The following is a 23,307-nucleotide window of genomic DNA, read 5'->3' as shown; positions in this document are numbered from 1 at the left end:
CGTATAAGCCCAATATATAAGCTTGTCGCGCCACGGCTTTTGAGGCAGTGTTACAAACATGAGTGACAAACAGGCAAAATTTGAACGGGCAATGGATCGAATCGTACAGGCGATGGATCGCAGCTCGTCCGTATCTCTTTCCGTTCAGCTCCGCGGAGCGCTGGAATTCGGGATTGCGTCGGGCGAATTGCCCTCCGACGCGCGCCTGCCCTCGGTCCGCGCTTTGGCCGCACGGATGAAGATTTCCCCGGTCACGGTCAGCAATGTCTACGCCGCGCTGCAATCCTCGGGGTTGGTCGAGGGGCGTGTCGGCTCGGGTACATTCGTCAGCGGCGGTGGCAGCCGCGCCCACGACGGGCGCTTTCGTCAGCTTGATCAACAGATCGCTGAACTGTTGAGCCTCGCGAAATCCTGTGGCGTCAGCGCGTCGGAACTGGCTGTGCGCATTTCCATGGCCAGCAGCGCCAGCCCGCGCCCGCTGCGCATTCTGATGGTCGGCAATTTCATCGACGCGACCCGCGCTTATGCCGATGAACTGCGCCAGCATCTGCCCGAGGGCGATGAGATCGACGCCGCCGTTCTGGATGAGATCTCACCCAATCCGCCCAAGGACATCGACCTGATTATCGCGCCCAAAACTCTGCTGTCCAAAACGCGAGAAATCTTGCCGAATGTCGAGGTGCTGGGCCTGACGCTCATCCCCAACGAGGCGACCCGCGTGGCGCTGGCTTCGATCCCGCCTGACGCCAAGACGCTCGCTTACTCCTATTTTCCCGGCTTCGTTACGATCATGAAAGCGGGCATCCTGCGGTTTGCCCCCCATGTCACGCAGTTGACCATGAAGGTTCGTGACGAGAATGGCCTGTCATCGGCCATGCGCGAGGCAGATGTGGTCATCTATGCCACCGGTGCCGACTACCTTCGTGGCGCGTTGCGCCCCGAGCAGACCGCTTTTGAATACCGTCACACCCCAGACGTGCACGCCATCCGTTCAGAAATCCTGCCCGCCATTGAGACATGCCGGGCCTCTCTCAAATCCGCAAAGGCCGCCGAAGAATGAAGATATCCGAAAGCAATTGGTTCGAGATCGAAGAATACCTCAAGACCGACGACCGCTGCGTCCTCCCCTTGGGCAGCACCGAGCAGCACGCCTACCTCAGCCTCTCGGTCGATTCGATCCTATCGGAAAAGGTCGCCGCCGATGCCGCCGAACCTCTGGGCGTGCCGGTGTTTCCGGCCGTGGCCTACGGTCTGACGCCCTATTTCATGGGTTTCCCCGGCTCGGTCTCGCTGAAGCTTTCGACCTATGCGGCGCTTTTGCGCGACATCCTCGACAGCCTCTATGCCACCGGCTTCCGCCGCGTGCTGATCGTCAACGGTCACGGCGGCAACAGCCCGGTCCAGCCCGTCACGATGGAGTGGATGGAGGCCAACGAAGGCGCCCGCTGCCGCTTCCACGACTGGTGGCGCGCGCCCGAGACGTGGAACTGCGTGCAGGAGATCGACCCCGTCGCCTCCCACGCCTCCTGGATGGAGAACTTCCCCTGGACCCGCCTGCCCGGCCGCGAACTGCCGGACGAGCAAAAACCCTTCGTCGACTTCGACCGCCTGCGCGACCGCAACGCTGCCGGCGTGCGTGCGCTCATCGGAGACGGCAACTACGGCGGCGTCTACCAGAAGCCGGACGCAGATACCGACCGGCTGTGGGAGATCGCCGTGCGCGAGACCCGCGCGCAGCTCGAGGGGGATTGGGCATGAGCGAGACCCCGATCCTGATCTGGGGCGCCGGTGCCATCGGCGGCATCCTCGGCGCCTATTTCGCCCGCGCGGGTCATGTCGTGCATATGGTCGATGTCGTGGAAGAGCATGTCGAAGCCATGCGCAGCAGCGGACTGCGCATTGAAGGCCCGGTCGAAGCATTTACTCAAGTCCTCCCGGCCAGCACGCCGGACGAACTGACTGGCCAATACGACCGCATTTTCCTCTGCGTGAAGGCGCACCACACCGCCGCCGCTTTGGAGATGCTTGCCCCCCATCTCGCGCCGGGCGGCTATGTCGTCTCGGCCCAGAACGGGCTCAACGAAAAGGTCATCGCCGCACGCATCGGGGCCGAGAACACGGTGGGCTGTTTCGTGAACTACGGCGCCGACTGGCTGGAGCCGGGCCGCATCCTCTTCGGCAACCGCGCCGCCGTAGCTGTGGGGGAACTCGACGGGCGCATGAGCGACCGCGTGGCCGAGGTGCATGGCCTTTTGCAACTGGTCGAACCCGAAGCCGTCGCCACCGACAACATCTGGGGCTACCTCTGGGGCAAGATGGGCTACGGCGCGTTGCTGTTCTGCACCGCCCTCACCCCCGACAGCATGTCCGACGCCATGGCCCGCGACGAACACCGCGCCGCCTACCGCGCGCTTGGCCACGAGGTGATGACACTGGCCGCGCATGAGGGCGTCTCCCCTCTCGGCTTCAACGGGTTCGACCCGGAAGCCTTCCGCACCAATGACACCGCCGCCATCGACGCCGCGATGCAGAAAATGATCGCCCACAACCGCAAGACCGCCAAGACCCACTCCGGCATCTGGCGCGACCTCGCGGTGCGCAAGCGCAAGACCGAGGTCGACGCGCAAATCGGGGTTATGGTCGACTTGGGCCGGGAGGCAGGCATCTCGGTGCCGACACTGGCGCGCATGGTGGACCTCATCCACGACATCGAGGACGGCAAGCGCGCCCAATCCGCCGACCTCGTCAATTTGCTGGTGGCGGCATGAAGATCGATCTGACCGGCAAGGTCTTTGCCGTAACGGGCGCAGCACAGGGCATCGGCGCCGCGATCCTATCCGAACTGCGCGCCGCCGGGGCCACCGTGGCCGCGATGGACATCGACGTCGCGGGCCTCGCCCCGCTGAAGGCCGAGGGCGTGACGCTGCATAGCGGCGATCTGGGCAACCGCGAAACAACCCTCGCGCTCTGCGCCGAGATCCTCGAACGTCACGGACGGATCGACGGGCTGGTGACTTCCGCCGGCGGCGTGCGCGGTCAGGTCGGCCGCCCGCTGGAGGAGATCGGCGAGGCCGACTGGCAGGCGATCTTTAAAGCCAATGTCGATGCCGCCATGTGGTGTGCGCAAGGTTTCGCGCCCGCGATGAAGAGCGCGGGGTCGGGCCGGATCGTCACCATCTCCTCCGGCGCGGGGCTGAAGCCCAGCCTCACCGGCATTCAGGCCTATGCGGCGGCGAAACACGCGCTGCTCGGCCTGACCAAGCAGCTCGCGCTGGAGCTTGGGCCGCAGGGCATCACCGTGAATTCCGTGGCCCCCGGCTTTGTCCTGTCGAACCCCTCGACGGAAAAGCAATGGGACGCCTTCGGCCCCGAGCGGCAGAAGCAGATCATCGGCGGCATCCACATGCGCCGTCTGGGCCGCGCGCAGGACATCGCCGACGCAGTCACCTTCCTCTGCTCCGACCGCGCCGGTTGGATCACGGGGCAAATCCTTTCCGTCGACGGAGGCCACGCATGAGCGAGCCGCATGAATGGGACGAGCCGCATTGGCGGGGGCTGGTCGAACAGGTCCGAGCAGGGCAAAACCTGTTGCCGAAATCCTGGCCCGGCGGCGCGCGCTGTGCCGTGGCGTTGAGTTTCGACAGCGATCACGAAACCAACGAGCTACGCGACGGCGGCACAAGCATTGCGCGCCTCGGCTGGGGCGAATACGGCGCACGGCGTGGCATCCCCCGCATCCGCCGCGTCCTTGACCGGCATGGGGTGAAGGCGAGCTTCTTCGTGCCCGCCGTCTCCGCCCTGCTGCACCCCGAGGAGCAGCGCAGCCTTGCCGAGGAGGGCCACGAGATCGGCCTTCACGGCTGGATCCACGAGCGCAACACGCAGGTGCCGCCGGAGGCCGAGCGCGATCTGATGCTGCGCGCCTCGGACACGCTGGAAAAGATCACCGGCATCCGCCCCGTCGGCATGCGCACGCCGTCCTGGGACTACAGTGCCCACACGCTCTCGATCGCCCGCGAGATGGGGCTTCTCTACGACAGCTCCCTGTTCTCGGACGACGACCCCTACGAAATCGTCGAGAAGGGCGAGGCGACCGGCATCGTCGAACTGCCGGTGGAGTGGATTCGCGACGACGCCGTCTATTTCATGATGAACCGTTTTGGCGCGCAGAGGCCCTATACGCCGCCCGCGGATGTGCTCGACATTTTCCGGCGCGAGTTCGACGGCGCTTATGACGAGGGCGGTCTGTTTCTCTTGACCATGCACCCGCATGTGACAGGCTACCGCTCGCGTATCTTCATCCTTGACGAGCTGATCGACCACATCAAATCCCGCGGCGATTGCTGGATCGCCACCCATGCCGAGATCGCAGCCTATTGCGCCGAACAGGCCGGATTGAAAGGACACACATGACCTATTCCCTTGCCATTCACGGCGGTGCCGGAACCATCCTCAAGGAAAACATGACGCCCGAAAAGGAGGCCGCCTACCACGACGGCCTCGCCCGGGCGCTGGAAGCAGGCGAAGCGGTGCTGCGCGACGGTGGCAGCGCGATGGACGCGGTGGTGGCCGCTGTCTGCGCGCTCGAAGACGAGCCGCTGTTCAACGCAGGGCGCGGCGCGGTCTATACTTCCGAGGGCCTGCAGGAGATGGACGCCGCCGTGATGGATGGCGCCGACCGGCGCGCAGGCTCGGTCGCCGGGGTCTTCGGGCCGAAGAACCCGGTGAAACTGGCGCGCGCCGTCATGGAACGGACCGAGCATGTCACCCTCATCGGCCCCAACGCGCTGGAGATCGCGCGGCAGGCGGGCCTCGAGTTCGCCGACCGTGACTACTTCTTCACCCAGTCCCGCTGGGATGCCTTGCAGGAGACGCTTGAGATGCGCGCCCGGGGCGAGGTTTCGGACGACCCGGCGCGGCGGCATGGCACCGTGGGGGCCGTGGCGCGCGACGCGGCGGGCAACATTGCCGCCGCCACCTCAACGGGGGGCATGACCGCCAAGGCCCCAGGCCGGGTTGGCGACACGCCGATGATCGGCGCGGGCACTTTCGCGGACAACGAGACCTGCGCCGTCTCCGCCACCGGGCATGGCGAGATTTTCATCCGCTGGAACGCCGCCGGGGAGATCGCCGCGCGGATGCGCCACGCGGGCGAGGATCTGGCCACCGCCGCCGAACATGTGGTGATGCAGGATCTGGCACCCAACGACGGCTCCGGCGGGATCATCGCGGTGGATGCGGCGGGCAATATCGCTATGCCCTTCAACTCGCAGGGCATGTACCGCGGCATGGTGCGTAAAGGCAGCGCGCCCGAGACCAGTATCTATTGAGCGGCGCGGCCCTTCGGTTGCCTTCCTGCCACGGGAAGGCGCCAAATGCAGCCGGGAAGAGCCGCCCGCCATCTAAATCTTGACATTTTGTCCCCTCCCTTTGATTGACGATCAAACGAACTTGACGGGAGAGGGGACAAGGTGCGTTTTTTAGCAGCAATTGCCAGGGTGATCTGCGCGGTGAATTTGGTCATCGGCAATCTCTTCTCATGGCTCGCACTCGGCATCGTGTTGGTCTGTTTCACCGTGGTCGTGCAGCGCTATGTCTTCGCGATCAGCTTCGTTTGGATGCAAGACCTTTATATCTGGCTCAACGGCGCGATGTTCACGGCCGTGGCCGGCTTTGCGCTGCTGCGCGATGACCATGTGCGCGTCGACATCTTCTACCGCCCCGCCACCATGGCCCGCCGCGCGCTCATTGACCTGATCGGTGTCATCGTCTTTCTGCTGCCCTTCTGCTGGATCGTCTACACCTATTCGATCCCCTTCGTGATCCGCGCTTGGGGCTATCAGGAAGGGTCGGCCAATGTGGGCGGCATGCCGGGGCTTTACATTCTCAAAGCCTTCATCATCGGCTTCGCATTTCTACTCGCAATTCAAGGGATTGCATGGATCATCCGCTCCATCCTCGTGCTTAGCGGCAATGCTGAGCTGGTGCCCAAATCCATGCAATACAGCCGGGACCAAATCCCCGCAGACCATCCGCAGGGAGCCGTTTGATGGATCCGATTTTCATTGGCGAGATGCTCGCCGCGCTCATGTTCTTTGGCGTGATCGGCTTTTTGCTGCTCGGCTTTCCGGTGGCTTTCACACTTGCGGGCGTGTCGCTGCTGTTTGGCGCCGTGGGCATGGGGTTCGGCGTTTTCGATCCCTCGAACTTCGGCTCGTTGCCGAACCGCTATATCGGCTTCATGACCAACGAAGTCTTGGTCGCCGTGCCGCTCTTTATCTTCATGGGGGTGATGCTGGAACGCAGCCAGATCGCCGAGCAGCTTTTGCTCACCATGGGCAAACTTTTCGGCAATATGCGCGGCGGTTTGGGGATTTCGGTGGTGCTTGTGGGCGCGATGCTCGCGGCATCCACGGGCGTCGTGGGGGCGACGGTTGTCACCATGGGCCTCATCTCGCTGCCCGCGATGTTGCGGGCGGGCTATGACCCCAAGCTTGCCACTGGGGTGATCTGCGCCAGCGGCACCTTGGGTCAGATCATTCCGCCCTCCACCGTGTTGATCTTCATGGGCGACATGCTTTCGGGCATTAACTCTCAGGTGCAGATGGCCAAGGGCAACTTTGCCCCCACGCCCGTCTCGGTCGGGGATCTTTTCGCCGGGGCGCTGCTGCCGGGGATTTTGCTGGTTTCGCTTTACCTGAGCTACGTTCTGTTCAAAGCCGCGACCGCGCCAGCCTCCTGCCCCGCGACGCCAGTTCCGGCGGATGAGAAAAGCCAGCTGGTGCGAGATTTCTTTGTCGCCCTGATGCCGCCGCTCTTGCTGATCCTCGCCGTGCTGGGCTCGATCCTCGGCGGCATCGCCACCCCGACCGAGGCGGCCTCTGTCGGTGCTGTGGGGGCGATGGTGCTTGCGGCCATGCGCTGGCGTCTGTCCTTCCGCATCCTGCGGGAGACGATGATCGCCACGGCCACGATCACCAGCATGGTCTTTGTCATTCTGTTGGGGGCTTCGGTCTTTTCCATCGTGTTCCGCATGATGGGCGGCGACAATCTGGTGCATGAGTTCCTCAGCAACCTGCCCGGCGGCCCCTTGGCCGCAGTGGCGGTGGTGATGATCATCATGTTCTTCTTGGGCTTCATCCTCGATACCTTTGAGATCATCTTTATCGTGATCCCGATCACCGCGCCGGTGCTGTTGATGCTGGACATCGATCCGATCTGGCTGGGTGTCTTGGTCGGGGTGAACTTGCAGACATCCTTCCTGACGCCGCCCTTCGGCTTTGCGCTGTTCTATCTGCGCGGGGTGGCCCCGTCGGATCTGCCGACGAGCGCGATTTACAAAGGTATCCTGCCCTTCGTGATGTTGCAGGTGGTGGCGATTGCGATCTTGTTTGCCTTCCCGCAGATCGTGACTTGGTTGCCTAAGGTGATCGCAGGGTGAGATAGCCCCCCTCGACGTTCAAAGGCCCGGCAGCAACGCCGGGCCTTTTTTTGTTTTCCAAACATCCGCCAATGTCCCGCCCGGCGGCACGCCGGGCATCGCCCTCCCTCCCCCCGGAGGGCGATGCCCTTCGTGCTCAAACGAAAAAGGGCCCGGCGTTACCACCGGGCCCTTCCAATCAGCGCGAAGCTCAGTACTTCAGGAACTTCTGACGCGCCTGCACATAGGGGCTGTCGATGTTCTCGGTCCGGGTGCGGACGAGGTTCAGCGCTTCGACAAAGCTCTCGGCGGTCTTCTTGACCAGCGGGTCGTCGCTGTTGCGCAGTTCTTCGACCACTTCGACCGAGGCTTTGGCACCGGCTTCCATGATGTCGTCGGGGAAGTTGCGCACGGTCACGCCATGCTCTTCCTGCAGGGTCTTCAGCGCGCGCGGATCGTTCGCGTAGAAGTCCGCAGCGACTTGGTCGTATTCCGCTTGGCTGACGTCACGGATGATCGCCTGCAGGTTCTCGGGCAGTTCCTGATACTTCTTCTTGTCGACGACAAGCTCGGTCGCCAGACCCGATTCCACGAAGGACGGCATGTAGTAGTTCTTGGCCACCTGATGGAAGCCGAGCGCCAGATCGTTGTAGGGGCCGACGAATTCCGCAGCGTCGAGCGTGCCCGACTGAAGCGCTTGGAAGATCTCGCCCGCGGCCATGTTGGTCACGGTCGCGCCCAGTTTCTCCCACACGCGGCCACCAAGGCCCGGCGTCCGGAAGCGTACGCCTTTGACGTCGTCGAGGCTTTTCAGCTCATCGCGGAACCAGCCGCCGGTCTGCGTGCCGGTGTTGCCCGACAAGAAACCCTGAACGCCGAACTGGTCATAGATCTCGTCCCAGATTTCCTGACCGCCCATGTAGCGCATCCATGCGGTCAATTCCGGCGTCGTCATGCCGTAGGGCACGCCGGTGAAGAACGACAGCGCGGGGGATTTGTTCTGCCAGTAGTAGGCGGCGCCATGGCTCATCTCGGCGGTGCCGTCGATCACGGCGTCGAGCGATTGCAGCGGGGGCACCATCTCACCAGCCGAGAAGACCTGAATGGTCAGCTCGCCACCCGAGGCGGCGGTGATCCGGTCGGCCAGACGCTGCGCGCCGACACCCAGACCGGGGAAGTTCTTGGGCCATGTGGTGACCATGCGCCAGGTGATGTTGCCCTGCGCAATAGCGGGCGCTGCAAGTGTCGTGGCGGCGGCACCTGCCCCCATCACACCGGCTTTGCGGATAAATGAACGACGATCCATGTTTTTCCTCCCAAACGGATATTTGCTTAGCCTCCCCCGACGTCGACGCGGAGGGCCATGCGCAGCAGATAATCGTCGCTTTTCGAAAATGTCCATGGCTTAGGCAAATTGAAATCTCACCTTCTGGACAATCCCGCCCCAAGCCGCATACGTAGTGCTACTTAAAGCAGCATTATTAATGGTCTTTTGCCTTGTTTTCGGCAGAAAGGCCAATAATGTGCGAGCTGCCAGGGAGGGCTCAGATCTTGATAAAATTCATCGACCAGATGAACGAATTCGTCGGGCGCATCGTGTCGGTCGTCGCCGTCATTTTCGCCGCAATCATCATCTATGACGTCTTCATGCGCTATGCGCTGAATGACCCGACCCGCTGGGCCTTTGACGTCACGAAACAACTTTATGGCTTCTATTTCGTGATGCTGGGCGGCTATGCGCTGCGCCATCAGGCCCATGTGCGGGTCGATCTGATCACCGAAACTCTTGGCCCCAGCCTGCGCCGCTGGGTCGAAGCGGCGGGCTATGTGATCTTTTTCTTCCCCTTCGCCTGGATCTTCACCACCCGCTCTTATGAATTCGCCATGCGCTCCTATGCCCAAGGTGAGACGACATATGGCTCGGTCCAGCTGCCGGTCTATCCGCTCAAAATGGCCATGGCCCTCGCTGCCGGTCTTTTGCTGCTGCAAGGCGTAGCGGAATTTTTGAAACTCGTACTTAACCGTCAGGAACTGACCCGTGACGCCTGAACTCATTGCTCTCACCATGTTCGGCCTGCTTCTGCTGGGCCTTTTCATGGGCCACCCGCTGGCCTTCGTTCTGGGCGGCACCGCCGTTTTGGGCGCTGTCATCGCCGGCAAACCGATGGTGCTGGGCATCGTCATCAACCGGATTTTCGGCGATGTGCTGGACAACTTCACGCTGATCGCGATTCCGCTCTTTATCTTGATGGCACGGTTCCTGTCCGATTCGGGCGTGACGGATAAGATGTTCGAATCACTGCGACTTTTGATGTCGAACATTCGCGGCGGTCTGGCGCTGGCGGTGGTTTTTATTTCGATCCTGCTCGCCGCGACCACGGGTATCATCGGCGCCTCGATCACCGTGATGGGCGTGATGGCCCTGCGCCCGATGCTGCAATATGGCTATAGCCCGACCCTGACCACCGGGGTCATCGCCGCCTCGGGCTGTTTGGGCATTCTGATCCCGCCGTCGATCATGTTGATCCTCATGGCCTCTTATTCCCCCCTCTCGGTGGGAGAGCTTTTCGCGGGCGCCATGGTGCCGGGCGTGGTGCTGGGGCTGCTCTATGCGGTCTGGGTTTTCGTCGTCGCCGTGGTCCGACCCGACATGGCCCCCGCCGTCGAGCCGGATGAGAAAATCTCGAAACCCGCGCTTGTTCGCATGCTGCTGATCGAAGCCGTGCCGCCGCTGGTGCTGATCCTCGGCATTCTGGGCTCTCTGCTCGCGGGCATCGCCACGGCGACAGAAGCTTCCGCCATCGGTGCGGCGCTGGCGCTGGTCATCGTCATCATGCGCGGCAAGTTCAGCTGGGCCTCTTTCTACGGCGCGATGCTGGAAACAGGGCGCACCTCGGCGATGATCCTGTTTATCGTCGTGGGCGCCACGGCCTTTACCGGCGTGTTCAACATCACCGGGGGTCTGCGCGCGACGCAGGAGATCATCCGCAACCTCGACATGGCGCCTTGGCTCTTGATCGCGATGATGATGTTCATCGTCTTCATCCTCGGGGCCTTCCTCGACTGGACCGGCATCGTGCTGCTGTCCTTCCCGATCTTCCTGCCGATCGTGCAGGAGATGGACGTGAGCCTGTTGTGGTTCGTCGTCCTGATGTCGGTGGTTCTGCAAACGTCCTTTTTGACCCCGCCCTTTGGATATGCGCTCTTCTACCTGCGCGCCATTGCCCCGCGTGAGGTCAAGACGTCGCATATCATCGTCGGCGTGCTGCCTTTCATCGGTCTGATCCTGATGATGTGCGTGGCCATCGCCCTGTTCCCGCAGCTTGTCACCTGGCTGCCGGAAACGCTCTATACAAAATAATCAACGGAGGAGAGAGATTATGAAATTGAAATCAACCCTTGCCGGTCTGGCACTCTGCGCGGGCGTTGCCACGCAGGCCGCGGCCCAAGACAGCTGGACCATGACCACCACATGGCCCACTTCGCTGGAACTGATCGAGATCGACAAGCATTTCGTCGATCTGGCCAACAAGCTGACCGGCGACGACCTGACCATCGAGTTCTTCGAAGGCGGCTCCCTCGTGCCCGCGGGCGAAGTGTTCGGCGCGGTTGAATCCAACACCGTGCAGGCTGGCGCCGACTGGCCCGGTTACTGGGCGGGCCGCAACTCTGCCTTCTCGCCGCTGGCGACCACGGCGAGCCTGTTCAACGCGGTGGACTACGTCAACTGGATCGAGCAATGGGGCGGCAAAGAGCTTTATAACGAAATCTACGGCAAGTTCGGCATGGTCTATCTGCCCTACGGCGTGACCAACAACGAATCCGGCTTCCGCACCAACGAGCAGATCGTCACGCTGGAAGACCTCAAGGGCAAGCGTCTGCGTCTGTCGGGTCTGGAGCAGGGCCGTCTGTTGGAAAAACTAGGCGGGTCGCAGGTCTCCATGGCTGGTGGCGAAATCTATCAGTCGCTTGAGCGCGGCGTGATCGATGGCGCGGAATTCTCGACCCCGAACGTCGACTTCTCGGGTGGTTTCCAGCAGGTCACCAAATACTGGGCGACACCGGGCTGGCACCAGTCTGCTTCGATCTTCGGCGTGATGATCAACAAAGGCGCATGGGACGCCCTGTCGGACGAGACCCGCGAAGCGCTTGAGATTGCGGCGCAGGCCAACCTCGTTTGGTCGCTGTCCTTCACTGAAAAGCGCGCGACCGAAGCCTACCAGCAGTTTCTCGACGCGGGCATCGAAATCAACCGCTATGATGACGAGACGCTGACCAAGGTTCAGGAGATGGCGAACGAGACCATCGAAGAGACCGCCTGCGAGAATCCCGATTCCGCCAAGGTCTACCTGAGCCAGCTGGAGTATCTGAACGACTACGCCAAATGGCGTGACGCGTCGGCTCCGTTCAACCTTGGCCGCACGCCGAATGGACCGGACATCGAGAAGATCCGCGCCTGCGCGGAGTGATTTGAGCCGTCAGGTTTAAACGGAAAGGCCCGCCAAATGGCGGGCCTTTTTACGTTTGGGGAAGAAGATCGAGGGCCATCGCCTGCCCGCGGGTCGGCGATCTGACAGATGTTCGGTCGCACTTCATGGTTCAACCATGATGTGCCTTCGCGAGGTTGCACCCAGCCTCACCAAATCGCCTACCCGGGGGGCGGGCAGGCGATGGCCCGGCGCCTGCGGCTTGTCCCGGGCCCGGGTGGCAAAATCACCCTACCCCTCAACCCGTTTCAAGAACTTCTGCAAACGCGCATCCTTCGGCGCGCCAAAAATCTCCGACGGCGCACCGCTCTCAACAATCTTCCCGCCGTCCATAAAGATCACCCGATCTGCGATCTCGCGGGCGAACTGCATCTCATGAGTCACGATCAGCATGGTCTGCTTGCGCTCCGCCACCGCGCGCATAAGGTCGAGCACCTCCCCCACCCATTCCGGATCGAGCGCCGAGGTCGGCTCATCGAACAACATCAGTTCCGCCCCGAGTGCCATGGCGCGACCGATGCCAACACGCTGTTGCTGCCCACCGGACAACGCCGCCGGGAAACTGTCAGCCTTATCGGCCAAGCCGGTCTCAGCCAAAACCGCGAGCGCGCGTTCTTCGGCCTCGGCCTTGGGGCGTTTCTGCACCGTGACGAGCGCTTCCATGATGTTCTCTTTCGCCGTCCTATTGGCGAAAAGCGCGTAGTTCTGGAACACCATCGCCGTCCGGCGGCGCAGCGCCAGAATATCCGCTTTGCGCGCCTTGGCGGCGTCGACGGTCACATCGCCGATGCGAATGACCCCCTCTTGCGGCACGTCGAGAAAATTGAGACAGCGCAACAGGGTCGACTTGCCGGTGCCCGAGGGGCCAATCACAACCACCCGCTCGCCCTCGGCAATCTGCAAATCAATGCCGTTCAGAACCGGCGCGCCGCCGAAATCTTTGGTCAGGCCAGTGATATCGATCATCGCACGAACGCCTTATTCAGATAGGTTTCAAGCCGCTTTTGCACTTGGCTTAGCGCTTCGACGATGACCCAATAGATCATGGCGACAACGAGATAGGCCTCGAAATAAAGGAAACTTCCGGCGGCTTCTTTCTGGGCCGCGCCCATCATCTCGGTCACGCCGAGGGTAAAGGCGAGCGACGTGCCTTTGATCATGTCGATGAAATAATTCACCAACGTCGGCGCGGCGATCCGGGCGGCCTGTGGCAGGATGATCCGCCACATCATCTGACCTTGGGTCATGCCGATGGACTGGGCGGCCTCCCATTGGCTGCGGTCCACCCCCATGATCGCGGCGCGGATGCTTTCGGCCATATAGGCGGCGAAATGCAGGGTCAGCCCCATGATGGCGGCAGTCACACCGCTGATATTGGTCAGGAACGACAGCACCTGCGGCAGACCGAAGTAGAAGAGAAACAGTTGCACCAGCAGCGGCGTGCCGCGGAAGAAGCTGATGAAAACGATCACGAGCCAGTCGAGCACGGGCACTTTCACAACCCGTTCAACCGCCAAAAGCGAGGCAAGGATGAGTGCGAACACCATCCCCGCCACCGCCATGAACAAGGTCAGCGGTACGTAGCCCAATATGACGGGCACCAGCCCCAGCATGTAGTCAAGGTCTAGCGCCCGCATGGGTTACTCCGCTTTGGTGATGTCTGTGCCGAACCACTTGTCCGAGATTTTGGCCAGTGTACCGTCTTCGCGCAGGGATTCCAGCGCGGTGTCGACACGGTCACGCAGCGCGCGGCCTTCGTCATTGTCTTGGAACGGCAGGGCGTTGCGGATCTCAGAGAAAGGCTTGCCCGCCAGTTGCAACGGCAGGGGGCTTTCCTGAATAAGCTGCGCCGAAGAAACCCGGTCCATCACAAAGGCATCGACCCGGCCAAGCGCGGTATCTTGGGCGATGTTGGCCTCATAGGTCTTGATCTCGATCTCATCCGCGAAGGCGAGTTCGTTCAAAAGCTGCTCGAAGTTCGACCCGAGGTTCACCGCAACGGTTTTGCCACGCAGGTCTTCGACGCCGCCGATCTCTTCGTTGCCCTCTTTGGTCACGACCTGCGCACCGTCAAAGACATAAGGCGCGGTAAAGGCGAACTTTTCCTGACGCTCGGGCGTGATGGTGATCTGGTTGGCGATCGTGTCAATGCGGCCTGCGTCCAGCGCGCCGATCAGGCCGGAGAACGCCATAGTCTCGAACTCGACCTCAAAACCCGCCTCTCCGCCGACGGCGTTCATGACATCGACTTCAAAACCCTGAAGCACGTCTTGCTTCACGAAGGTGAAGGGGAAATAGCCGCCCGACATGCCGACGCGGAGCGTGTCATTGTCTTGGGCAAAGGCTGCGGTGCCGGTAACCGCGGCGTGCGCGGTGGCGGTAACGATCTGTTTCAGCATTGAATTTACTCCTCTAACGCTTGCGCTTCAGATGTCACTGGGCGCCGCCCGCTTCAACACCGTCGCTGAAACAGGAACGTTTGACGGGCAGGATCGGTTCAGATGGAATAACGGGTTTAGGAGAGCGCCCCCGTCGGGGATACCCTCCCAGTCACAGTGTATGTGACGGAACAATATTCTGCGAATTTGAAGCAGATTCCTCATATGCGGAACAGATATGCGCAATTGGCATAGCTTTATCCGTCAAAACGCCTCGATATCCAACCCTTCGGCAGCCCAAGCGGCGAGCTTGCGGTCGACGGTTTTGCGAGACACGCCCAAGCGGCGCGCGGCCTCGGCCCGGTTGCCATTCGACAGATCAAGGATGTGCAACATATGGCGCTGCGTGACCAGTTCGAGGTCTTCAATCGCCCGCGGCCCATCGACCGCGCCATGGCCCGCAAAGGCTTCGGGCAGGCTGCCGAGGATCACCGAGCGTTCGATCAGATTGCGCAATTCGCGCACATTTCCGGGCCAGTCGTAACGGCGCAGTTTCAGCAAAGTCTCCGCATCCAAACGCAGCGCGGGCATGCCAAGCGCGGTCGAAAACTGCTGCATGAACATCGCTGCCAGTTCGACGATATCCTCAGACCGGTCCTTGAGCGGCGGCATCGCGACTTCAACCACGTTCATGCGGTGATAGAGGTCGGCGCGAAAACGCCCCTCTCCCACCGCCTTGGGCAGGTCGGCGTTGGTGGCGAACAGGAACCGCAGGTTCAGCGGAATCTCCCGCTCTGCCCCGTCGGGCCGGATGCGCTGGTCTTCCAACACCCGCAAAAGCGCCGCCTGTAGCTGCTCCGGCATCTGCGCCACTTCGTCCAGAAACAACGTGCCGCCGTCGGCCAAAAGGAACAGCCCCGGTTGCAGGGTCTCGTTCCCCTCCACCGCGCCAAAGAGTTCGGGCACGATCCGGTCCGGCGTAATGGCGGCGCAGTTCACCGCGACGAAGGGATTATCGGCGCGGTCGGACATTTGGTGCAACTGCCGCGCGGCCAACTCCTTGCCCGTGCCGCTGGGACCGGTGAAGAGCACCGGCGTCGGCACCGGGGCTAGACGGTTGAGCATGCCGCGGACCTTCGACAGCGCCTCGGACTTGCCGAGCATCTGCACTGCCGTGCCACCCTGCAACTCGCGCCTGAGCAGGGTATTGTCGCGGCGCAGGTTCTTGCGGTCCAATGTGCGCGACACCGCGCCGAGGATTTGATTTGCCCGGAAGGGTTTCAGCACGAAATCACTCACGCCCGCCCGGAGTGCGGCAATGGCGGTTTCAAGATCGGCATAGGCGGTGATCAGGACCGTGTCGGCGTAGAACCCCTTGCGGCGCTGTTCGACGACCCATTCCAACCCGGTTTTGCCGGGCATCACGTTGTCCAGAACGACCACATCGAAATGCGCTTCATCCAAGAGTTTGGTGGCCTCCGCAGGAGAGGCCGCTTGCGCCACGCGTTTGACGCGGGGCTCCAATATCTTGGTGAGGAAATGGCGCATCCCCGGTTCATCGTCGATCACAAGGATCGACGCGCCTTCGAGCGTGCCGCCGTATTCATCGCCTGCCACCATGATATGCCTCTTTGGTGTCAGTCCAGCCGGACGTTTTCACCTGAATAGACCTCGGCGGAGGAAAAGCCTATCTCATGCAGCCCGAAATAGGCCACGACGCCGATCACCGCGACGCCCAGAAACCCTGCCAACATGGCTTTCATCGCGCGACTCCTTTGATTTGAACGCCGCCGCCCGTCATTCTGCGGGGGTCCGTTTGTCTTGTTTGACCTCATCAAGCCAGAGCGAGTGGTGCTGTTCGGCCCAACGCTCATCGACCTCGCCATTGCCCATGGCGTCAAAGGCGCCTTCCATGCCGAGCGTCCCGATATAGATGTGCCCCAAGATCACCGCCATCATCAAAAAGCCGATGATCGCGTGCCACAATTGGGCATATTGCATTTCGGCATGCGGGGTCAGGTCGTCCTGCAGTGGGCCCATGCCGGCCAATTCTGCCATGCCGACGTCGTTGATGATGCCGAAGGTATGACCGAAAAGCTGGATCTCGAAGGGAAAGAGCAGCGACAGCCCCGAGAGCGAGACCGAGAAGCCCAGCAGGATCACGGCCCAGAAGACGATCTTTTGGCCGAAGTTGAACTTCTTGGCGGGCGGGTGTTTGTCACCGATGAAACCGCCACCCTGTTTGATCCAGACCCAATCCGTCTTGTTCGGGATATTGTGCCAAATCCACATGACGAAGACCATGACGAGCGCGATCATGAAGGCCCATGAGACGTTGTTGTGGATGAACTTCGACCCGGTCAGCAGGGTCGAGTTGAACTCATGCCCCAGCAGAGGGATGACGACCTTGCGACCAAAGAGCGTGGCCAAGCCCGTCAGCGCGAGCAGGATGAACGAGCCCGCCAGCATCCAATGCGCGAAACGCTCAATGGCTTTAAAGCGGGTGACGGTGCGCCCGACCTTTCCGCCTTCGATCCGGATCCGGCCCCGCAAAAGGTAAAAGAGCAGCAGAACGGCCAGCGTTCCGGCGAGCAGCCAAGCGCCATAGGTCGCAAGTGGGCCTTCGCGGAATTGCTGCCACCACATCCCGTTGTCTTGAACAAGGACGCGGCCCGTCTTGTTCATCGTGCTCACGCGCACGGGCAATTCGTTATAGCGGATGCCGCGCCAGAGGTCGGGGTCGGAGCGTCCGCCGAGCGGGCCAAGGCTTGGCACCGTGGCCGCATCGCCGCCCAGATTGTTGCGCCTGAACCCATCGTCGATCTCTGCGCCGTTCTGACGCCGTTCGATATCGGCCAAGTTCTGCGCGCCGCCGGTGCTGGCGCGGTCGATGGCCAAAGGGGTCGCGTTCTCAGGCAGGCGCACGTCCTGCGCCGTGACGCTGACCGGCAGCGCGGCCAAGGCGAGAATGAAAAGAGCCATCAGGTGGCGCAGCATGGGAAATCCCCCGGCTAGACAGATATGGAGAAAAGGGACGGCCCGATCAGGCCGCCCCCGAAAGCCGTTACTGGCCCTTTTGCTCGTAAGCCGTGCCCCAGCCCCAAGCGCCGGAGCCGAAGCCGCGTGCGACAACGCGCTCGCGGTAGATGTCCGAGACCATGTCCCCGTCACCGGCCAGAAGCGCCTTGGTCGAACACATCTCGGCGCAGATCGGCAGTTTGCCTTCGGCGATCCGGTTGCGGCCATACTTCTGGAACTCGGCTTGGCTGTGGTTTTCCTCGGGGCCGCCGGCGCAGAAGGTACATTTGTCCATCTTGCCACGGCTGCCGAAGTTGCCGGCCTGCGGATACTGCGGCGCGCCGAAGGGGCAGGCGTAGAAGCAGTAGCCGCAGCCGATGCAGAGGTCTTTGGAGTGCAGCACGATGCCGTCGTCGGTCTGGTAAAAACAATCCACCGGGCAGACCGCCATGCAGGGCGCGTCTGAGCAGTGCATACAGGCGACCGAAATCGAGCGTTCGCCCGGCTGGCCGTCCTGAATGGTCACCACGCGGCGGCGGTTGATGCCCCAAGGGACTTCGTGTTCGTTCTTACAAGCCGTAACGCAGGCGTTGCATTCAATGCAGCGCTCGGCATCGCAGAGAAACTTTGCTCTTGCCATTCTCTTGTCTCCTTACGCTGGCATGATCTTGCAGAGAGTCGCTTTGGTCTCCTGCATTTGCGTGACTGAATCGTAGCCGTAAGTCTGCACGGTGTTGGTGCTTTCGCCCAGCACGATCGGGTCGGCCCCATCGGGGTATTTGTCCCGCAGGCTGACGCCGCCCATGTGCCCGCCGAAGTGGAAGGGCATGAAGGCCACCCCCTCGCCGACACGTTCGGTCACCATCGCCATCACCTTGATCTTGCCGCCCTCCGGGCCTTCGACCCAGACATCGGACCCGTCGCGCACGCCGAGGTTGTTGGCGTCACGGGTATTGATCTCAATGAACATGTTCTGTTGCAGCTCGGCCAGCCATGGGTTCGACCGGGTCTCATCCCCGCCGCCCTCATATTCGACCAGACGGCCAGATGTGAGGATGATCGGGAATTCCTGCGAGAAGTCGTTCTTTTGGATCGACGCATAGAGCGTCGGCACCCGCCAGAAGGTCTTGTCGTCATAGGTCGGATAATCCGCCACCAGATCACGCCGGTTGGAATAAAGCGGTTCGCGGTGTTTCGGCACCGGATCGGGGAAGGTCCAGACCACGCAGCGGGCCTTGGCGTTGCCGAATGGGGCGCAGCCATGCGCGATCGCCACCCGCTGGATGCCGCCCGACAGGTCGGTCTTCCAGTTGATGCCGCCAACTTGGGCCACGTAATCGGAATCGATCTCACCCTGTTGCGAGGTTTCACCGACTTCCGCCTGCCCGTCATCGGCGTTTTGCGGCGCTTCATAACCGGCGACGGCTTCGATGATGCGACGCTCATCCGCTGTCAGATCACTGTCCCAACCCAAGTCAATCAGCATCTGCATGGTGAATTCGGGATAGCCATCCTTGATCTCGGACCCTTTGGAATAGACGCCCTCGGCCAGAAGGTTCTCACCATCACGTTCCACGCCGAAACGGGCGCGGAAGGTCAGACCGCCATCTGCCACCGGCAGCGACATGTCGTAGAGGTTCGCGGTGCCGGGGTGCTTCATCTCGGGCGTGCCCCAGCAGGGCCACGGCATACCGTAGTAATCGCCATCCGCCGGGCCACCAACGGCACGCAGGGTGGTTTTGTCGAAAGTATGCTGGTTCTGCATGTGCATCTTCATCCGCTCGGGCGACTGCCCGGTGTAGCCGATGGTCCACATGCCCTTGTTGAACTCGCGTGTCAGATCCTCGATGAGCGGCTCTTCACCATTCACCTCGATGTTGCGGAACATGCGATCTTCAAAGCCGAACTTCTTGGCGAACTTATAGAGGATCGTGTGGTCGGGCAGGCTTTCGAACAGCGGCTCCACGACCTTTTCGCGCCACTGGAGCGAGCGGTTGGATGCGGTGACCGAGCCAGAGGTTTCAAACTGCGTACAGGCCGGCAGAAGATAGGTGTCTTCGGTGCGGTCATGCAGAACGGCGGAAACGGTGGGGTATGGGTCGACCACGACCAAGAGGTCGAGTTTCTCCATCGCCGTTTTCATCTCGCCCTGACGGGTTTGCGAGTTCGGCGCGTGGCCCCAGAGCACCATCGCTTTGGTGTTGTCGGGCTGTTCGAGGTTCTCACGATCCTCAAGCACGCCGTCGATCCAACGCGATACCGGGATGCCGGTGAGGTTGATCATGCGCTGCTCTTCGCCTGCGCCATCGGTCCAAGCGGCGAAACGGCTCTGGATCCATTCAAGATCCTCGCCCCAAACGCGCGCCCAATGCGCCCAAGAGCCATCGGACAGACCGTAGTAGCCCGGCAGCGTATCGGCCAGAACGCCAAGGTCGGTGGCACCCTGCACGTTGTCGTGGCCGCGGAAGATGTTGGTGCCGCCGCCCGCGGTGCCCATGTTGCCAAGGGCCAGCTGCAGGATGCAGTAGGCGCGGGTGTTGTTGTTGCCGTTGGTGTGCTGCGTGCCACCCATGCACCAGATCACGGTGCCGGGACGGTGGTTGGCCAGCGTGCGCGCGACGCGCTCAAGCTGGGAGCCGGGCACGCCGGTGACGCGCTCGACCTCGTCCGGGGTCCAGTTGGCGACTTCCTTGCGGATCTCATCCATGCCCCAAACGCGGGTGCGGATGAATTCCTCATCCTCCCAGCCGTTCTCGAAGATGTGGTAGAGGATGCCCCAGACCAGCGCCACGTCCGAGCCGGGACGCATGCGCACATATTCGTCGGCATGGGCCGCGGTGCGGGTGAAACGCGGATCGCAGACGATGAGCGGCGCGTTGTTTTCCTCTTTCGCCTTCAGCACGTGCTGAAGCGAAACGGGGTGCGCCTCGGCAGGGTTGCCGCCGATAATGAAGATCGCACGCGACTTGTGGATGTCGTTGTAGCTGTTGGTCATGGCGCCGTAGCCCCATGTGTTCGCCACGCCCGCCACGGTGGTGGAGTGGCAGATCCGCGCCTGGTGGTCGACGTTGTTGGTGCCCCAGTAGGCCGCGAACTTGCGGAACAGATAGGCCTGTTCGTTGGAGTGTTTCGCCGAGCCCAGCCAATAGACCGAATCCGGGCCGGAGGTGTCGCGGATCGACAGCATCTTGTCGCCGATCTCATTGATCGCCTGATCCCAAGAAATCCGCTGCCATTCGCCGCCGACCTTTTTCATCGGGTACTTCAGGCGGCGTTCGCCATGGGCGTGCTCACGGACCGAAGCACCCTTGGCGCAATGCGCACCGAGGTTGAAGGGGCTGTCCCAACCGGGTTCCTGACCCAGCCAAACACCGTCCGACACTTCGGCGATGACGGTACAACCGACCGAGCAATGGGTGCAGACGGATTTCTTGACTTCCATCTTGCCGCTGACGGCGGCGGTGGCGGCGCTGGCCTGTTGCACGCTGCCCGCGGTGCCCGCGATTGCGGCAAGCCCACCGATGGCAAGTCCCGAGCCGCGCAGGAACGCGCGCCGGTCAATACCGCTGCGCGCCACATCGGACAAGATGCCTGTCCGCTGCGCAGACCGCGCGACCCCATTGGTCTTTTTCCTCAACATATCTTCACTCCCTATGCGCGGGCTGGCCCCGCCTGAGGTGGCTATTGAACGGCGGGCGTTGTCGCCCTGCCAATTTTCGGGGCCGCGCCCCGGTTATCTGGTCAGAACCGCGCAGCGGCGTAATAGGCGCGCGTGTGTTCGGTGTCTTGGATACGGTCCGACGACAGGTCGGGTGCCTTGGCCGCTTCGGCCTCGGTCCCGGTGGTGGCCACGGCGACGGCGGCCAAAGGCGCGGCGCTGCCTGCGAATTTCAGAAAGTCGCGCCGATCCTTGCGAACGGCTGTGTCGGTGGATCCCTCTGGCTTGCGTGTCATCTTCTCTCTCCTGTTACGTCTCTCGTTCAGGGGCGCGCGGCCCCGCCTGTCTCATCCCGCTTGGTCTAGTCGTCTTTGCTCAGCCGGAAGGCTTCGGCCTCGATCTGCATGAAGGCGCGGCCGATCTTGCCTACGGGGGCATAGAAGACCGAGTTTTTCGCGCCTTCGAGGTCGGCAAAGAAATGCCCGGCCCAAGGGGCGATATGCCGGTTAAAGAATGTCTTTTGCTGCGCCACGGTGGCAGGCGCCGAGAAACGGCCTGCGATCATCGCGCCCATCATCTCCATCAATGAGGCGATGTTGTCTTCGGGCTCGAACACATTCGCCGCCCGCTCCAAGCCGCGCGCGACCATGTCTTGGCGCAGCGCCGCCAGCGGTTTTTCGTTGAGAAAGCCGGTGAGGTAGAAGCTGGCATAGGGCAACAGTTCGCCCCGGCCCAAACCGATAAAGAGCCGGTTGAACTCGCTCTCGGCGCCTGCGGGTTTGGTCTTGGCGGCCAGTTTGGAGAGCGCTTTAAACCCCTGCCCCAATTCGCTGTCATCGCCCGACAGGGCGGCACATTGATCCAGCAGGATCTGATCCGGCGGGCCGGAAAGGATAAGCCCCATGAAGTTGTAGAGGTCCGCGCGCAGGCGGTCTTCTTCGGGCAGGGGCGTCGCGGCCAATTGGGTCATGCGCTGCTACCTTCCATGTCCTGTGCCAGATCGCTGGCGAAGTGAAACCGCATGCGGCGGTGGGTCGGCGCAGGCTGCGCCTCGGCGTCTTCTTCGAGGGTCACCGTCTGCGCCTCGTAACGCGCGTCTTGAGCCAGAGCCGTTTCGGTCCGGCGCGGGCCCGGCACGACGACATCATGGGTCGGTGCCAGCGCGGGCGCTTCTGCCTCAGCCACCTCTTCCGGCGCGTCGGCCTCGGCGGTCAGCACCTCTTCGACCTTCGCGACCATGCCCCGGCCCACTTTGTAGATCGTATTGACCGGCTTTCCAGCGGTGGCTGCCGCTGTGTAATCGTCGTCATAGTCGTTCAATCCGTCGAGGCAGGCGAGCACCGGATTGGTTTTCCAAAAACTGCGCAGCGCACGGGTCTTGAGCCGTTGCGGCAGTTGCGCCTTGAGAAAGGCACGTAGCTGTTCGCCGTTCACCAGATCCTCAGGCGCGGGCAGGTCGAACTCGGCCAAGAGATCATCATCGCTGCGCTCGGCCAATGCGGCCTCTTCGGCAGCAGCGGCGCGGGCTTCCTGAAGGCGCGCTTCGGCCTCCGCCTCAGCGGCGACGGCGGCGCGGCGTTTTTGCCAGAAACCGCTCATGCCAGACGCTTTCGTTTCAACGCGGGCGAGGCGTAGATGTCGGCGGGCTTTTCGATGCGCGGGTCGCCGATACCGTCTTGCTTGCGATCGGTGCGCAGACGATCCCGGCGGCGTTTGACGAAGGCTTCCTCTTGATGGAACTCTTCGACGAATGCCTGCACCCATGCGATCAACCCCGGCGTCATCGCGACCTTTTCCACGACCTCTTCGGCGCTGTCGCAATAGTCCTGCGCCTCATAGGGCGAGGCCGTGACGAGGGCGAGTTTGAAGGGTCGGTCTGTCGCGCCGGGAATGGGGCGCATCACGACATAGACACATGGCACATCCGCGCCCAGCCCGTGCACATAGCCCTCGGTCTCTGCGCCGTGGAGCTCCAGCTTGAGGGTCGCGGCGTGGTATTCGACGGTCTCACCCTCGCGACGCAGCTCACGCCAATCCGCTTTTTCAGCACCGGGCAGCACGGCGGTCGCTTTCCAGCTCCACTTGGCCCAACGGGTCACACCCGGCGCGCGCTGCAGCACAATGCCCAAGGGCATCGTCCGATACATTGTCGGGTTGTGAATCAAGTCGCTCCTCCGTTTCGAAGACCTTCGCCGGAAAGCCCGGTCCGGGGGAAGCGCTAATCCGCGCCGAGGCCCGAAAAACCCGGCTTTCAAGACAAGATGGCCCGCCGGTTCTGCCCGTCAATGGCGCCTCGGCCTATTTGTCTAACTTGAGTATTTTGATCGGAAAACAGGCAAATCGCCG

The 23,307-nt window shown here is 62.1% G+C and carries 24 protein-coding genes; 11 read left to right on the top strand and 13 right to left on the bottom strand.

The window, feature by feature from the left end; all coding sequences use genetic code 11:
- The first annotated feature begins 91 nt into the window (after positions 1 to 91).
- The 8 genes from ACGYLO_RS20120 to ACGYLO_RS20085 all read left to right on the top strand — a co-directional run bounded on the left by ACGYLO_RS20120 (position 92) and on the right by ACGYLO_RS20085 (position 7,441).
- Entirely contained in the window at positions 92 to 1,060 is a 969-nt protein-coding gene (locus ACGYLO_RS20120; RefSeq protein WP_271690302.1) for a GntR family transcriptional regulator, read from the top strand.
- The gene (locus ACGYLO_RS20115) at positions 1,057 to 1,758 is read left to right on the top strand and encodes a creatininase family protein (protein WP_271690301.1); all 702 of its coding nucleotides are present in this window, start codon (positions 1,057 to 1,059) and stop codon (positions 1,756 to 1,758) included. The genes ACGYLO_RS20120 and ACGYLO_RS20115 overlap by 4 nt, the downstream gene beginning before the upstream one ends.
- Positions 1,755 to 2,768, top strand: coding sequence for a ketopantoate reductase family protein (locus ACGYLO_RS20110; RefSeq protein WP_271690300.1), 1,014 nt, complete (start codon positions 1,755 to 1,757; stop codon positions 2,766 to 2,768). The genes ACGYLO_RS20115 and ACGYLO_RS20110 overlap by 4 nt, the downstream gene beginning before the upstream one ends.
- Positions 2,765 to 3,517 (top strand): SDR family NAD(P)-dependent oxidoreductase, encoded by a 753-nt coding sequence (locus ACGYLO_RS20105; protein WP_271690299.1) that lies wholly within the window; start codon positions 2,765 to 2,767, stop codon positions 3,515 to 3,517. Before ACGYLO_RS20110 ends, ACGYLO_RS20105 begins: the two co-directional genes overlap by 4 nt.
- Positions 3,514 to 4,413, top strand: a complete 900-nt coding sequence (locus ACGYLO_RS20100) for a polysaccharide deacetylase (RefSeq protein ID WP_271690298.1) — start codon at positions 3,514 to 3,516, stop codon at positions 4,411 to 4,413. Before ACGYLO_RS20105 ends, ACGYLO_RS20100 begins: the two co-directional genes overlap by 4 nt.
- Positions 4,410 to 5,330 (top strand): isoaspartyl peptidase/L-asparaginase family protein, encoded by a 921-nt coding sequence (locus ACGYLO_RS20095; RefSeq protein ID WP_271690297.1) that lies wholly within the window; start codon positions 4,410 to 4,412, stop codon positions 5,328 to 5,330. Before ACGYLO_RS20100 ends, ACGYLO_RS20095 begins: the two co-directional genes overlap by 4 nt.
- A gap of 141 nt (positions 5,331 to 5,471) precedes the next feature.
- On the top strand, positions 5,472 to 6,050 hold the full coding sequence (locus ACGYLO_RS20090) for a TRAP transporter small permease subunit (RefSeq protein WP_067263666.1): 579 nt from the start codon (positions 5,472 to 5,474) through the stop codon (positions 6,048 to 6,050).
- Positions 6,050 to 7,441 carry a TRAP transporter large permease subunit gene (locus tag ACGYLO_RS20085; protein WP_271690296.1) on the top strand — a complete coding sequence of 464 codons (1,392 nt, stop codon included), beginning with the start codon at positions 6,050 to 6,052 and terminating at the stop codon, positions 7,439 to 7,441. The genes ACGYLO_RS20090 and ACGYLO_RS20085 overlap by 1 nt, the downstream gene beginning before the upstream one ends.
- A gap of 190 nt (positions 7,442 to 7,631) precedes the next feature.
- Here ACGYLO_RS20085 and ACGYLO_RS20080 read toward each other — a convergent pair whose 3' ends face one another.
- Positions 7,632 to 8,726 (bottom strand): TRAP transporter substrate-binding protein, encoded by a 1,095-nt coding sequence (locus tag ACGYLO_RS20080; RefSeq protein WP_271690295.1) that lies wholly within the window; start codon positions 8,724 to 8,726, stop codon positions 7,632 to 7,634.
- A 242-nt stretch (positions 8,727 to 8,968) separates the two neighbouring features.
- Between ACGYLO_RS20080 and ACGYLO_RS20075 the strand changes: the two genes are divergently transcribed.
- From ACGYLO_RS20075 to dctP, 3 genes are read left to right on the top strand one after another with little or no spacing between them, the layout of a single operon-like run.
- The gene (locus ACGYLO_RS20075; protein WP_271690342.1) at positions 8,969 to 9,469 is read left to right on the top strand and encodes a TRAP transporter small permease subunit; all 501 of its coding nucleotides are present in this window, start codon (positions 8,969 to 8,971) and stop codon (positions 9,467 to 9,469) included.
- Between the two features lie 16 nt (positions 9,470 to 9,485).
- Positions 9,486 to 10,781, top strand: a complete 1,296-nt coding sequence (locus ACGYLO_RS20070; protein ID WP_067266597.1) for a TRAP transporter large permease subunit — start codon at positions 9,486 to 9,488, stop codon at positions 10,779 to 10,781.
- A 19-nt stretch (positions 10,782 to 10,800) separates the two neighbouring features.
- Positions 10,801 to 11,889: a TRAP transporter substrate-binding protein DctP gene (gene dctP, locus ACGYLO_RS20065; protein ID WP_067266589.1), complete on the top strand. Its 1,089-nt coding sequence runs from the start codon at positions 10,801 to 10,803 to the stop codon at positions 11,887 to 11,889.
- Between the two features lie 249 nt (positions 11,890 to 12,138).
- Here the strand turns inward: dctP and ACGYLO_RS20060 are convergent, their stop codons facing one another.
- From ACGYLO_RS20060 to ACGYLO_RS20005, 12 genes are all read right to left on the bottom strand, one after another.
- Entirely contained in the window at positions 12,139 to 12,873 is a 735-nt protein-coding gene (locus ACGYLO_RS20060; protein ID WP_271690294.1) for an amino acid ABC transporter ATP-binding protein, read from the bottom strand.
- On the bottom strand, positions 12,870 to 13,544 hold the full coding sequence (locus ACGYLO_RS20055) for an amino acid ABC transporter permease (RefSeq protein ID WP_271690293.1): 675 nt from the start codon (positions 13,542 to 13,544) through the stop codon (positions 12,870 to 12,872). Before ACGYLO_RS20055 ends, ACGYLO_RS20060 begins: the two co-directional genes overlap by 4 nt.
- Positions 13,545 to 13,547: 3 nt before the next feature.
- Positions 13,548 to 14,306, bottom strand: a complete 759-nt coding sequence (locus tag ACGYLO_RS20050) for an amino acid ABC transporter substrate-binding protein (RefSeq protein WP_271690292.1) — start codon at positions 14,304 to 14,306, stop codon at positions 13,548 to 13,550.
- Between the two features lie 243 nt (positions 14,307 to 14,549).
- Positions 14,550 to 15,905, bottom strand: a complete 1,356-nt coding sequence (locus ACGYLO_RS20045) for a sigma-54 dependent transcriptional regulator (RefSeq protein WP_271690291.1) — start codon at positions 15,903 to 15,905, stop codon at positions 14,550 to 14,552.
- 17 nt (positions 15,906 to 15,922) lie between these two features.
- Complete coding sequence (locus tag ACGYLO_RS20040) at positions 15,923 to 16,048, bottom strand: hypothetical protein (protein WP_259950196.1); 126 nt, start codon at positions 16,046 to 16,048, stop codon at positions 15,923 to 15,925.
- Positions 16,049 to 16,082: 34 nt separating this feature from the next.
- Complete coding sequence (locus ACGYLO_RS20035) at positions 16,083 to 17,282, bottom strand: formate dehydrogenase subunit gamma (protein WP_271690290.1); 1,200 nt, start codon at positions 17,280 to 17,282, stop codon at positions 16,083 to 16,085.
- A 67-nt stretch (positions 17,283 to 17,349) separates the two neighbouring features.
- A complete protein-coding gene (gene fdh3B / locus ACGYLO_RS20030; RefSeq protein WP_067266580.1) occupies positions 17,350 to 17,943 on the bottom strand; it encodes a formate dehydrogenase FDH3 subunit beta in 594 nt (197 codons plus the stop codon).
- Positions 17,944 to 17,955: 12 nt separating this feature from the next.
- Entirely contained in the window at positions 17,956 to 20,943 is a 2,988-nt protein-coding gene (locus ACGYLO_RS20025) for a formate dehydrogenase subunit alpha (protein ID WP_271690289.1), read from the bottom strand.
- A 101-nt stretch (positions 20,944 to 21,044) separates the two neighbouring features.
- Positions 21,045 to 21,257, bottom strand: coding sequence for a twin-arginine translocation pathway signal protein (locus ACGYLO_RS20020; RefSeq protein WP_067266573.1), 213 nt, complete (start codon positions 21,255 to 21,257; stop codon positions 21,045 to 21,047).
- 65 nt (positions 21,258 to 21,322) lie between these two features.
- On the bottom strand, positions 21,323 to 21,931 hold the full coding sequence (locus tag ACGYLO_RS20015) for a molecular chaperone (RefSeq protein WP_067266571.1): 609 nt from the start codon (positions 21,929 to 21,931) through the stop codon (positions 21,323 to 21,325).
- On the bottom strand, positions 21,928 to 22,560 hold the full coding sequence (locus tag ACGYLO_RS20010; RefSeq protein WP_271690288.1) for a DUF3306 domain-containing protein: 633 nt from the start codon (positions 22,558 to 22,560) through the stop codon (positions 21,928 to 21,930). The genes ACGYLO_RS20015 and ACGYLO_RS20010 overlap by 4 nt, the downstream gene beginning before the upstream one ends.
- Positions 22,557 to 23,096 (bottom strand): DUF3305 domain-containing protein, encoded by a 540-nt coding sequence (locus tag ACGYLO_RS20005; RefSeq protein WP_271690341.1) that lies wholly within the window; start codon positions 23,094 to 23,096, stop codon positions 22,557 to 22,559. The genes ACGYLO_RS20010 and ACGYLO_RS20005 overlap by 4 nt, the downstream gene beginning before the upstream one ends.
- Positions 23,097 to 23,307: the final 211 nt, after the last annotated feature.

This window comes from Sulfitobacter sp. 1A13353, from assembly GCF_043557255.1.
In the GTDB taxonomy this organism is placed as follows: Bacteria; Pseudomonadota; Alphaproteobacteria; order Rhodobacterales; family Rhodobacteraceae; genus Sulfitobacter; species Sulfitobacter faviae.
This window is presented reverse-complemented; position numbering and strand designations above follow the sequence as displayed.